Genomic DNA, 12,461 nt, shown 5'->3' with positions numbered 1-12,461 from the left:
TTATCCCTATGCTAATATATATAACAAACACCAAAAACAGGCCATTTGTGATGGTCTGTTTTTGGGTTACCTAATTACGCTACCAAAAGGAGGTAATTATACTAACTATTTCTTCTTATGACGATTCTTACGAAGACGTTTCTTTCTTTTGTGTGTTGAAATCTTGTGACGTTTTCTTTTCTTTCCGCAAGGCATACCTGTTAGCGTTTAAATTTTTAAATAATGTAAGAAGTTGATTTTCAACCTCAATGTTTTTGCATTTCTGCGAGCAACTCTTGGGCAGCTTTGGTTTCTTCTGGATCTTTGCTCTTGTCAAGCACCATCCGAAGCACTTTCTTTGCCTCATCTAATTTATCTAACTGGGCCAAGCAAAAGCCGAGGTTTAAGGCAGCTTTGTAATTGTTTGGTTCCAGCTTCAATATCTGTGTGAATCGTTCCTGGCCTTTGCCATATTGATTCGATTTAATGGATAAAATTCCTAAGTTGAATAAAGCAGGCACGAATGTCGGCTCTTGTTCAATCACTTCCCTCAGTAAGGTAATACCTTTCATGGGAGTGGGCGTATCCACGTAAGTCATCGCTAAATTCGTTTTCACCAATAGGTTAGACGGATCTTTCGATAATACTTGTTCAAAATATACACGTGCTTTTTCTCCCATGGCTTTACCTTTACTTGGGTTCAGCGCATAAGTTTGGGCCTCAAAATACAATTGGCCTGCACGTAAGAGATTATTCATACCGGGGTGCTGCTCTGCGAATTGCCCTGCATAATATGCAGCACTATCGTAATGATTAGCTCCCACAAATGTGTTGATTAATTTATCTAACACACCGGATTGAGAAACCTCTGTTTTAGCTTGACTCAATTCAACTTTTAATTTTGAAACGGCTGCTTGTTGAGCTTTTGTCAACGGTGCGGCATGCATTTCTTCTGATTTTGTCGCGCTTTCTTCTTTATGCTCATCCTGGTGATCATCGCCTTTCGCATCGCGATTGGCACCTCCAGCAGGAGCGTTACTCGTGGTATTACTCACATTTCCTTTAGGTAATTGAAATATGAGGGCTGTTAACCCAAGGCCAATAACAAGAATGATCACATAGGATTTCTTCATCTTTCTAGACCTGAGGTATTATACCTTATTTAGCAGGGTCAGTGCTCGTTTTAACTTGTTCAATGAACACTTTGGCAGGCTTAAAGCTTGGCACATAGTGCTCGTCAATCGTAATTGCCGTGTTTTTTGAAATATTTCTAGCAATTTTTTTAGCTCTCTTTTTGTTAATAAAACTTCCAAAACCACGAACATAAATGTTCTCTTGTTTGGACAAATTATCTTTTACAACTTCGAAAAACTTTTCTAACGTTTCAGAAACATCTTTTTTGTCAATCCCTGTTTTGCTGGAAATCTCAGCAATTACATCTGCCTTGGTCACGGTAATTAATGCTTTAAATGATCTATTTTGTTCTAATCGCTTTCCCTTTCTTTAAAAGGGACACAAAAGTAATGTTTTTCTCGAAGAATAGAAATGCTTCTCAATGATTTAATTGATTTTTTTAGCAATTGCTTGTCAAATAGCTCCCTTCTTTCTTCGTATCTTTGATTCATCCCATGCAATCTAAAAATCATCACCCTTTTACTGAAGGCCTTTTAAGCTGGTATCGACAACATGCTCGTGAATTACCTTGGCGACAAACCCAAGATCCTTATGCTATATGGTTATCAGAAATAGTCTTACAGCAAACTCGAGTAGCCCAAGGGCTGCCATATTATTTAAAATTGCTGGAGGTTTTCCCTACGGTAAAATCCTTGGCTGATTCAGATGAGTCAGTTCTGTTTCGACATTGGCAAGGTTTAGGGTATTATTCCAGAGCCAGAAATTTACATAAAACGGCCAAATTAGTAGTTTCAAAATATCAAGGGAATTTCCCCACTACCTATGATTCTTTAATTCAATTGCCGGGTGTTGGGCCATATACAGCTGCCGCCATTGCTTCTTTTGCTTTTGGGGAAGCCAAGCCAGTGGTGGATGGAAATGTTTTTCGAATTTTGGCTCGGTATTTTGGGATTGAAACGGATATTTTACACAGTTCAGCTAGGAAAGAATTTACCGAAGTGGCCCAAGAATTAATTCCACCCGATCAAGCCGCAGAATTCAATCAGGCCATCATGGATTTTGGTTCCTTGCAATGCAGTCCGGCCCCCTTATGTGCTAGCTGCCCACTGAGTGTGACCTGTTTTGCATTTCAAGAAAAACGTGTTCAAGATTTTCCTGTCAAACAAAAGAAAGTTAAGCAACGGAATCGCTACTTTAACTATTTTATTATTGAGCAGGGAAACAAAATTTTAGTTAGAGAAAGAAAAGAAAAGGATATTTGGTCTGGTTTGTGGGAGTTTTATTTGGTCGAATCTCAACAGGAGGAAGACTTAGAAAACCTATTGGAAATAGATGAAAACCTTAGTCTATTCCTGCAAGGGAGTTCTGTTCAGAGCTTGAAATCACCTAAAATACACTTGCTTAGTCACCAAAAGATTCATTGCCGGGCTTGGCATATCCAAGTTCCTGATAATCTTGATATTAAGGTTCAGGAGGGATTTCAATGGATGCGACCTGTGGACTTCGAAAAGCTGGGAAAATCGGTCTTGCTTTTGAATCTGATAACTGATAATTTGCAGATGCAGATTTTTAATGATTCAATGCCACGATAATTTTGTTTTGGCAAAGGGTTTGCCGATAATCAAATAAAACAAACACATTATGGCAGGAGTAAACAAAGTGATTTTATTAGGCAATTTGGGGGGAGACCCAGAAGTAAGAGCCTTACCAAGTGGGATTAAAGTAGCCAATATCAATATTGCTACTTCAGAATCCTATCCAGGAAAAGACGGACAACGCGTAGAGCAAACGGAATGGCATCGCGTAGAACTTTGGGATAATTTGGCCAATATTGCAGAGCAATATTTGCGAAAAGGTAATCAAGTGTACATTGAAGGTAAAATCAGGTCAGAAGAATGGCAAGATAAAAATGGTGCTACGGTACGTGGGTATCGAATTCGGGCCACATCCATCAATTTGATTGGAGGAAGAAATGATCGACCAGCCAATGAATCTCCAGAAGCAAGACCCCGTCCTGAGGCATTGCCAACGGCAGAGAAATCGGCATCACCTTCACCAAGTTTTCCACAAGTAGCAGACTCTGGAGATGATGATCTTCCATTTTAATATTCTGGGCTAGAAGGGAATAGTTAAAAAAGCTATTCCCTTTTTTATAAATTTGTATAAATTTTGATTTTACCCTATGGAGGCCGATCCCTTTTCGAATGTCTTATTGATTGCTTTTGAACCCAACATCAGCGCGCCCTCCATCATTTTTATTAGCCTTATTTTATTTGCTCTAATATTACTTTCTGCTTTGCTTTCCGGCTCAGAAGTTGCCTTTTTTTCGCTCAATGCAGAGCAAAGAATATCGCTAAAAGAAAGTGTCATTAAAAGGGAGAAAACATTAAGTAAATTATTGGATCAACCTCAACTTTTACTGGCCACGCTTCTCATTGCCATCAATTTTGTCAATATTATTTTCATTACACTAGCAAATTACCTAACCCAATTATTGATCGGGGAGGAGTCCGTTAACTCTTTGCTGGTTACCTTATTCCTCTTGTTTGGCGTCACCTTCATCATTGCTTTTTTCGGAGAATTGATTCCAAAAGTTTGGGCCCAACAGAATAACTTGATTTTTGCAAGGTATACAGCTCCATTGATTGACTTCTTTACCTTGGTATTTAAGCCACTTTCTCGTGTTTTATTGGGGATTTCTAATTTGATTGAAAGTAGGATTGAAAAGAAATCCTATTATTTAACTACCCATGAATTAAACCAGGCTTTGGAGATTACCACGGATGAAAATACCTCTGAAAGGGAAAAGGATATTTTACGTGGGATTTTGAATTTTGGAAATACCTCTGTCAAAGGGGTCATGAAAGCCAGGAGAGATATCGTGGCATTTGATACGGAAATGGACTTCCATGAATTAATGGATAAAATCAATAAAAATGGATACTCCCGTGTACCTGTATATGCCGAGACAATTGACAAAATAGAAGGTATTTTATACATAAAAGACCTCTTGGAACATATAGATAACGATGAAAATTTTGATTGGTTGTCCTTATTGCATCAACCATTCTTTGTCCCAGAGAATAAGAAAATTGATGATTTACTGTATGATTTTCAAGAAAAACGGGTTCACATGGCTATTGTGGTCAATGAATATGGTGAGACAGAGGGCTTAGTGACCATGGAAGATATCATTGAAGAAATTGTCGGGGATATCAACGACGAATTTGATGAAGAAGAATTAGACTACAAAAAACTAGATGAGCATACCTATTTGTTTGAGGCTAAAATTTCTTTGAACGATTTTTGCCGTGTTTTTGATGTTGATGTTTCCATTTTTGAAAAGGTAAAAGGGGAAAGCGAAACATTAGCGGGTCTTTGTATTGAATTATTTTCACGTATTCCACATGCTGGAGAGGAGATTGTTTGCGACCCATTTGTGTTCAAAATACAGTCGGTAGATACCCGCCGAATTAAAAAAATTAAGGTTAGCTTGAATGCCACGCCTATGCCCACAGAATCTGATGAAAAAACTGCCTAGTAATTATAAACGATTTCTTTTTTTAATTCCATTAAGCTTTTTGCTGACGGCATGTCCTGGTCCAGCACCCACGCCAGAACCTGGCTTGACTGAGTCTAGTTATGAGGAAGGTGTAGATCGCGGAATCATTGAAAATCCGGAATTAGATGAGGCATCAGGCTTGGTGGCTAGTAAGAAAAATGAAGGTTTTTTATGGGCACATAATGATTCTGGAGACAGTAATCGCTTGTTTTTGATTGATACCTTTGGAAAGGGGATGAAACAATTTGTGATTCAAGGAGCAGAAAATAGGGATTGGGAGGATATTGCTTTGATCTCTGATAGTAATGGTAGTGCGGTGGTCTATATAGCCGATTTTGGAGATAATAATGCCAATCAAGCTTCCTATGCAATTTATTGGTTTAATGAACCAAATGTTTCCTCCATCAATAATGCCAGCATAACGGGCGTTCAGAAATTGACATTCACCTTGCCCGATGGCTCTCGAGATATGGAATGTTTGTTGGTAGATCAAAAATCCAAGGATGTTTTTATCATATCAAAAAGAGAAAATAGAAAAAGACTCTATAAAATTCCGGCGGGTAGTTTTACCAATCAAGCGAATGTCAAGGCAGAATTTGTTCAGGAACTGGGCGTTTCGGTACCCTTTTCCACCATAGATAAAATCGTAACAGCCTATTACATTACCGCAGGGGATGTTTCTCCCGATAACTCGGAGATTTTAATTAAAAATTACATTGAATGCTATTATTGGAAAAGAAAAGCCAATGAAACGATCCCAGAAGCTTTAGCTAGAGCTCATAAAACTGTTCCTTATGTAGGAAACCCTACGGAATATCAAGGAGAAGGAATAGCTTTTGCTGCAGATGGAGGAGGGTATTATACCATTTCAGAAAAAGGAAGTTCACCTGTTCGTCTTTATTTTTATAAACGAAAGTGAAATTAATTAACTGGATTCGTTTAGTGGTTCTTGCCTTAATCGTTTGGGCATGCCAGTCGCTCTATATCATCGATGCGCAAATGGCTAAAACCAATTTTTCAGCGACTGTCGATGAGGGGGTATTAGAGAATATCGAAATTGATGAGGCATCTGGAATGGTTGCTAGTCGTCTGAATCTAGAATTATTCTGGGTAGTCAATGATTCCCAAGATTTAAATCGGATTTTCTTAATTGACAGATACGGTACGGGTAAGGTTGAATTTCTACTGCAAGGAGCCCATAACCGTGATTGGGAAGATTTGGCTTATTGGTATAAAAATCCGCGTGAATCATACATCTATGTAGCCGATACGGGCGACAATAAGCAGGAGTACGACTCTTATTTTATTTATCGGTTCAAGGAATTTGATATTCGAGGCTCCAATATGGTGACAAGAATCATTAAGAAAGTAGAGAAATTGGAATTTAAATTACCTGATGGATCTAAGGATATGGAGTGCCTTTTGGTGGATCAGTTGAATGGAGATATGTATTTAATTAGCAAGCAAGAGGATCGTAAAAGCTTGTTTCGTATCCGTGCCAATAGTTTTAAAAGTTCTGGGATTGTGGAGGCAGATTTTGTTAGAAAGTTGAACTTTTCGGAACCAAGTTCAGACCTTGCTATCTTGAAACAATTGTATAATATCACCGCTGGAGATGTGGCTAGCAATAATCAGGAGGTAATTATCCGTAATTATTTGGAGGTTTACTATTGGAAAAAGGGAAAGCATGAAAGTTTAGGCGAAGCCTTAAAGCGTCCACCAAAAATTGTTCCAAGCAAATTAGAACCTCAAGGGGAAGCCCTGGCTTTTTCCCATCAAGCCGATGGTTTTTACACCATTTCTGAGGTTGCTAGCTCTCCAGGACCTGTACATGTGTATTTCACCCCCAAGAAATAAGTTAGGCTTTCACCATTAATTTGGCGAAACTTAACAGTAAGGTCTTTTCTCCTACCCCTTTTTCAAAATTAATAATCGCCTTTCTTTCGGCGCCATTTATTTCGATTTTTTTGATTAGCCCAAAGCCAAATTTTTGATGCTCTACTTGTTGGCCCGCCTCTAATTTTAAAGGGTCAGTGGGCACGAAATTACTAGAAGCCACATGCTGGTAATTGGAGTTTTGCTTAGGCTTTTGAATCAATTGGGCTGCTGATGGGCTAGTTGAACTGGAAACAAATCCTGTTTTTTGAACGGGTCTGAAAGCCTGAACTTCCTTTTTGCCTGGCGTTTTAGCCATTTTCAAATAGGCGCTATCGATCTCATCTAGGAATCTACTCGGCTCACAGGATTTTAGTCGACCAAATTGATACCGCGATTCTGCATAGGAAATCATCAATTTCTTTTCTGCTCGGGTAACAGCTACATAGAAAAGTCGACGTTCCTCTTCCAAATCAGCTTGACTTTGTAACATCATTTGGCTGGGGAACAAATCCTCTTCTAAACCCACCAAAAAAACGTGTTTAAATTCTAGGCCTTTGGCAGAGTGTACTGTCATCAAAGTCACCTTATCGCGGTCATTGGGGTCTTCTTGCGTGTCGGCATTCGTTAATAATGACACAGATTGAAGAAAAGTAGCCAATGATTTATCCTCATTTTCAGGGTCATCGACAAACTGTTTGATGGCATTGAGTAATTCTTGTAAGTTTTGATATCGAGCTAGGCCTTCTACGGTTTTATCTTCATAAAGTTCACGAAGGAGTCCAGATGCCTTGGCCACGTGATTGGCTATTTCATAGGCATCTTTATGCTCTACTTCCGCCATTATTTTAAATGATTTAATCAAATCCGCGAAGTTTTCAATGGCGGCAGTACCTCTAGCACCTTGGAACGTTTGGATATTTGAAATGACGTCCCAAATGGAGCAACTGTTTTCTGCGGCAGTCACAGCAATTTTGGCTATGGTGGTATCACCAATCCCTCTTTTAGGAAGATTGATAATGCGTTTGAAAGCCTCTTCATCTTGTTGATTGACAACAAAACGTAGGTATCCAAGCACATCCTTGATTTCCTTTCTTTGGTAAAAAGAAAGACCTCCTACAATCCGGTATTTGATATTTAGCCGACGCAGGGATTCCTCAAAAGAACGTGATTGAGCGTTTGTACGGTATAAAATGGCAAAATCAGACCAATGTAAACCTTCTTTTTGTTTAGTTTCAAAAATGGTGGAGGCAATCATTCGACCCTCTTCATTATCGCTTCCGGCTCGGATAATTTCTATTTGATCCCCAATCTCATTGGAAGTAAAAACATTCTTTTCAAGCTGGTTTTTATTCCGAGAAATAATGGAATTTGCGACAGCCACAATATTTTTGGTTGATCGGTAATTCTCCTCCAATTTAATGGTAGTTAGGTCTGAATAGTCCCTTTCAAAATTCAAGATATTTTGGATATCGGCTCCACGAAATGCATATATGCTTTGAGCATCATCACCCACCACGCAAATATTACGGTGTACGGCAGCTAGTTTCTTCGTTAATAGGTACTGAGAAACGTTGGTATCTTGAAACTCATCTACCATCACATGTTTGAATTTATGCTGGTATTTATTTAATACATCTAAATGATCCCTAAAAAGAATATTGGTTTGATATAATAAATCATCAAAATCCATGGCATTGGCTTGAAAGCAACGAATGCAATAGGTTCGATAAATTTCGCCCATTTTGGGGATTCTAGCCATGCGATCCTCCTCATTCAGGATGGCACTGTTTAGGTATTGTTCAGGGCTAATTAATCTGTTTTTAGCCCCAGAAATACGATTCAAAACTAAATTGACTTTATATACCTTGTCGTCTAGATTTTGTTCTTTGATGATAGTGCGCAATAAGGATTTGGAATCATCGGTATCGTAAATGGAGAAATTGGAGGTATAGCCCAATTTTTCCCCTTCAAAACGTAAGATTTTGGCAAATACGGAGTGAAAAGTTCCCATCCAAATATTTTTGGCATCTTTACCAATCACAGTTTCAATACGATGGCGCATTTCGCCAGCGGCCTTATTCGTAAAGGTTAGGAGTAATATTTGGAATGGATCTACCCCTTGTTGAATCAGGTGAGCCGTGCGGTAGGTTAATACGCGGGTTTTACCAGAGCCAGCTCCAGCGATTATCATTAATGGGCCTTCCGTGTGTAAAACAGCTTGTCGTTGGGGCTCATTCAAGCCAGCCAAATAATCCATAAGGGAAATTTAATTGATGGGAAAAAACAGAAATTAAATTTACGAATTTTTGAGCAGGGCCTTGGTATTATAACTTATTTTTTGGGAGGGTATTTTGGATGAAAACAAAAAAAGGCGCCGCAGCGCCTTTTTCGGTTTGGGATGATTTTGCTTACTGGATGGCAATCAAATCTCTTCGGGTTTCAGTTAAAATATTGAAGGTCTTGGATTTGATGATGTTTTTACGTGAATCAAGAATAACCATTTTATAGAGGCCGTCATTTAGGTTGGAGAAATTAAATAATTTCTTGGCACTAAGTGATTCTCGGCTTATTTGGTTATTGTCCTCATCATAGATGACAACGAACAAGGGCGAATTATTTTCTGAACTAACTAGGAATTTTAATTTACCTACTTGGTCAATACTGACAGGAAGTGCAAATTCTGCGGCATTGGCAGACGAAACAGACAGAATAGCGGCTACGACGAAAGCGGCTAAGGCGTTTTTGGTGATGAAATTTTTCATAATGTTGATTAATGTTAAATGCTTGATTAATAAATTCTTAGGCGGAGTATTTCCGTTTGTTGGGTCAAAACTAGACTTTTCATGTTAACTCCAAATTAATAGGGCAAAAAATTTCACTTTTTTTAGAAAATTCCTATTAAAAAAATTATATTTCTTTGAATAGTTATATTTTATTTTCAATGTTACGAAATCGTTAAATTTTTTGGAATTATTTAACAATAAGGAAACATATAGATAATACCGTGTTAACCATGAGCCTATTGAATGCAGGTAATTTTGTGCCGTAATCAATATAAATGCAAATGAATACGCACCAATTATTTAGAAGTTTATTAATCGTTTTTGTATCGTTGGCGTCTTTTGGCCATACTTTTGGCCAAGTAGGAAAGATTAAAGGGACTATTTCAGACCCTGTTTCTAAGGAGCCGGTTATTGGAGCAACCATTCGTCTAGAAGGGTTGACCATAGGAGCTAGTACGGGTATTGAAGGAAATTTTGAATTAACATCAGTTCCTGCGGGAATTTATAAATTGGTGGTTAGTTCGGTGGGATACCAATCTCAACAAATTCCTAATGTTCGTGTTGAGTCAGGAAAAGAGACCATCATTACGGTTTCCTTACAAGAGGACAACAAAACCCTAGCCAACGTCGTGGTTAAGGCTCAAAAAATTACTACATCGGAAGTAGCAGTATTAACTGAAACGAGACAATTGCAGCAAATTGCGGTGGGTATTTCAGGACAGCAGATTCAAAAAACACAAGACAGGGATGCCTCTGCAGTGGTACGTAGAATTCCTGGTGTTTCAATATTTGATGAAAGATTTGTGGTGGTTAGAGGTTTAAATGAACGTTATAACACGGTACTGGTAAATGATATCATTACTCCATCCACGGAGGTAGATTCGAAGGCTTTTTCATTTGATTTAATTCCTAGTTCAATCATCGATCGTATGTTGATTTTTAAATCAGCATCTTCTGATTTGCCGGGTGATTTAGGTGGAGGAGCCATCAAGATTTATACCAAAACGGTTCCAGATGGAAATTCATTTTCGGCTAGCTTTTCTACGAGTTATCGCTCAGGAACAACAGCACAAAAGGCCATGTCTTATGTAGGAGGTAAAACAGATTGGTTAGGATATGATGATGGCGGACGTCAGTTGCCAGCGGGATTCCCATCCAGAAATAGTATTGCTACAGCGGGAAATACAGAAGCCGTTATTTCGCACTTTAGAAATTTACCTGCCTTTTATCAAGTAGAAGATAAAAACGTATTACCTGATTTTAGGGGAAATTTAAATTTTGCTCACCGCTGGTTTATGGGAGATAAGGAGCTGACGAACTTTTCGTATGTGAATTATTCCAATACCAATCAGGCCTTCCAGATGCAGCAGAGAAGATTTACTTTCTTGGGAGATACAGAGAAATATTACCAGGATCAATCTTTGTCGCAAAATGTTCGAATTGGTATGATGTCCAATTGGGCCTTGATTTTAAATCCGAACAATAAGTTAGAGTTCCGCAATTTATTCAACCAAATAGGGATTAAAGAAACAGTTTTCCGTAATGGCTATAATGAGAACGTTGATTTGAATAATGCCTCATTCCGCTACGAGCAACGATCCATCTATTCTGGCCAGTTGAGTGGAACACATGAATTGTCGGCAACTAGTAAATTGAAATGGATTACTGGTTTGGGCTATACCTACAGAACAGAGCCTGATTATAGAAGATATACGAGAAGTAGAGAGAGAAATTCTACCGGTCCATTTACCTTTGATTTACAGCAATCAGACAGCCCTACTTTACAGCAATCAGCCCGTTCATTCTCTCATGTAGAGGAGTTTATTTATACCACACGGGTGGACTTTGATCGTATTTTGAAGGAAAATGAAGACGAAAAATTAAGAACGACTTTCCGTGCGGGTATTTATACTGAATACAAAGAGAGAGCATTTTCAAACCGTTGGTATGGTATTACGAACCCAAATCGTTTATCCTCAGATAATTCATTATTAAAACAAGATCCTACTAGCTTCTTTAACCCAAGTAATTTAGGAGGAAACTCCATCTACTATGGAGTAGGAACCAACTTTGAAGATAAATATACTGCGCAAAATACTTTTGGAGCTGCTTATGCTCAATTGTATTTACCGATTGGGGATAAATTAAATGCAACTATCGGTTTAAGAGGAGAGTATAATAACCAAGAATTGCAAAGTAAAGAGAGAGGTTCAGGGGTGCCAATTAAGGTAACAAACCCTGTATTTAGTCCACTTCCATCATTGAACTTGGCCTATAACTTCACTACCAAAAACTTATTACGTTTTGCTTATAGCTCTACGGTAAACCGCCCGGAATTTCGCGAGTTAGCGCCATTTACTTACTATGACTTCGTGTACGATGTTACTCGTACTGGATTTATCCCAAGAGCTGATAAGACAAAATTATTAAATGCGACTATCAATAATTTTGATGTAAGATATGAACTATATCCGTCTAAATCAGAACTGATTTCAGTAGCGGTATTTTACAAAAAGTTCTTGAATCCTATTGAGTCAAAGGTATTCTACAATGGTAGTACAGTGGCCTTTACAGTAGATAATGCGACAGAGGCTACTAGTACTGGAGTGGAATTAGAAATTAGAAAGCAATTAGCACCGAATTGGGTAGCATTATTCAACGCAGCATTGATCAATAGTAATGTTCGTGCGGGACAGTCTGACAACATGTTGAACCGTAATCTTCAGGGCCAGTCGCCTTATTTAATTAATGCAGGTATATTTTATGAGAATGCGGATAAAGGATGGCAGGCCAATATATTATACAATGTGATTGGTAAGCGAATCTTCGTCATTGGTGATAGTCAATTGTCGGCGGACATTTATGAAATGCCTAGAAATGTGGTTGATATCAATATTACGAAAGCATTGACACAAAAGATTGATTTTAAATTGGCGATTCAAGATTTATTAAACCAGAAGTTTTCTTTAGTGCAGGATACTAACCGCGATGGTGAAATTTCTGACAAGGATGGTGTATACCAAGAGTATCACCGTGGTAGCTATTTTACCATGGGAATTACCATGAAGTTTTAGTGAGGGCACAAGGAAAAATGATAAGTAGTAACAATTAAAAACATATAATAA

The 12,461-nt window shown here is 38.3% G+C and carries 10 protein-coding genes; 6 read left to right on the top strand and 4 right to left on the bottom strand.

What is annotated here, in order from left to right; translation table 11 throughout:
* Positions 1 to 245 precede the first annotated feature (245 nt).
* Both SKC36_RS11970 and SKC36_RS11965 read right to left on the bottom strand, forming a co-directional pair.
* On the bottom strand, positions 246 to 1,112 hold the full coding sequence (locus SKC36_RS11970) for a tetratricopeptide repeat protein (RefSeq protein ID WP_459454932.1): 867 nt from the start codon (positions 1,110 to 1,112) through the stop codon (positions 246 to 248).
* 25 nt (positions 1,113 to 1,137) lie between these two features.
* On the bottom strand, positions 1,138 to 1,431 hold the full coding sequence (locus SKC36_RS11965) for an HU family DNA-binding protein (protein ID WP_109321911.1): 294 nt from the start codon (positions 1,429 to 1,431) through the stop codon (positions 1,138 to 1,140).
* Positions 1,432 to 1,607: 176 nt separating this feature from the next.
* On the opposite strand from SKC36_RS11965, the gene mutY reads away from it, so the two are divergent.
* From mutY to SKC36_RS11940, 5 genes are all read left to right on the top strand, one after another.
* Positions 1,608 to 2,705: an A/G-specific adenine glycosylase gene (mutY, locus tag SKC36_RS11960; RefSeq protein WP_459454931.1), complete on the top strand. Its 1,098-nt coding sequence runs from the start codon at positions 1,608 to 1,610 to the stop codon at positions 2,703 to 2,705.
* Between the two features lie 49 nt (positions 2,706 to 2,754).
* On the top strand, positions 2,755 to 3,219 hold the full coding sequence (locus SKC36_RS11955) for a single-stranded DNA-binding protein (RefSeq protein ID WP_459466036.1): 465 nt from the start codon (positions 2,755 to 2,757) through the stop codon (positions 3,217 to 3,219).
* A gap of 76 nt (positions 3,220 to 3,295) precedes the next feature.
* Positions 3,296 to 4,654, top strand: coding sequence for a gliding motility-associated protein GldE (gene gldE / locus SKC36_RS11950; RefSeq protein ID WP_459454929.1), 1,359 nt, complete (start codon positions 3,296 to 3,298; stop codon positions 4,652 to 4,654).
* Positions 4,638 to 5,594, top strand: coding sequence for a hypothetical protein (locus SKC36_RS11945; RefSeq protein WP_459454928.1), 957 nt, complete (start codon positions 4,638 to 4,640; stop codon positions 5,592 to 5,594). Before gldE ends, SKC36_RS11945 begins: the two co-directional genes overlap by 17 nt.
* Positions 5,591 to 6,532 carry a hypothetical protein gene (locus SKC36_RS11940; RefSeq protein WP_459454927.1) on the top strand — a complete coding sequence of 314 codons (942 nt, stop codon included), beginning with the start codon at positions 5,591 to 5,593 and terminating at the stop codon, positions 6,530 to 6,532. The genes SKC36_RS11945 and SKC36_RS11940 overlap by 4 nt, the downstream gene beginning before the upstream one ends.
* Position 6,533: 1 nt before the next feature.
* Here SKC36_RS11940 and SKC36_RS11935 read toward each other — a convergent pair whose 3' ends face one another.
* Both SKC36_RS11935 and SKC36_RS11930 read right to left on the bottom strand, forming a co-directional pair.
* The gene (locus SKC36_RS11935) at positions 6,534 to 8,810 is read right to left on the bottom strand and encodes an ATP-dependent helicase (protein ID WP_459466035.1); all 2,277 of its coding nucleotides are present in this window, start codon (positions 8,808 to 8,810) and stop codon (positions 6,534 to 6,536) included.
* Between the two features lie 151 nt (positions 8,811 to 8,961).
* A complete protein-coding gene (locus SKC36_RS11930; protein ID WP_459454925.1) occupies positions 8,962 to 9,315 on the bottom strand; it encodes a hypothetical protein in 354 nt (117 codons plus the stop codon).
* 302 nt (positions 9,316 to 9,617) lie between these two features.
* On the opposite strand from SKC36_RS11930, the gene SKC36_RS11925 reads away from it, so the two are divergent.
* Positions 9,618 to 12,410 carry a TonB-dependent receptor gene (locus tag SKC36_RS11925; protein ID WP_459466034.1) on the top strand — a complete coding sequence of 931 codons (2,793 nt, stop codon included), beginning with the start codon at positions 9,618 to 9,620 and terminating at the stop codon, positions 12,408 to 12,410.
* The last annotated feature ends 51 nt before the right edge of the window (positions 12,411 to 12,461 follow it).

This window comes from Aquirufa sp. OSTEICH-129A (assembly GCF_054558355.1).
The sequence above is the reverse complement of the archived record's forward strand: the minus strand, read 5'-3'. Positions and strand labels throughout refer to the sequence as shown.

Bases quoted from the DNA above. Each gene is read 5' to 3' on its own strand.
- SKC36_RS11970 (WP_459454932.1), bottom strand. From the start codon at position 1,112: ATGAAGAAATCCTATGTGATCATTCTTGTTATTGGCCTTGGGTTAACA.
- mutY (WP_459454931.1), top strand. From the start codon at position 1,608: ATGCAATCTAAAAATCATCACCCTTTTACTGAAGGCCTTTTAAGCTGG.
- SKC36_RS11955 (WP_459466036.1), top strand. From the start codon at position 2,755: ATGGCAGGAGTAAACAAAGTGATTTTATTAGGCAATTTGGGGGGAGAC.
- gldE (WP_459454929.1), top strand. From the start codon at position 3,296: ATGGAGGCCGATCCCTTTTCGAATGTCTTATTGATTGCTTTTGAACCC.
- SKC36_RS11945 (WP_459454928.1), top strand. From the start codon at position 4,638: ATGAAAAAACTGCCTAGTAATTATAAACGATTTCTTTTTTTAATTCCA.
- SKC36_RS11935 (WP_459466035.1), bottom strand. From the start codon at position 8,810: ATGGATTATTTGGCTGGCTTGAATGAGCCCCAACGACAAGCTGTTTTA.
- SKC36_RS11930 (WP_459454925.1), bottom strand. From the start codon at position 9,315: ATGAAAAATTTCATCACCAAAAACGCCTTAGCCGCTTTCGTCGTAGCC.
- SKC36_RS11925 (WP_459466034.1), top strand. From the start codon at position 9,618: ATGAATACGCACCAATTATTTAGAAGTTTATTAATCGTTTTTGTATCG.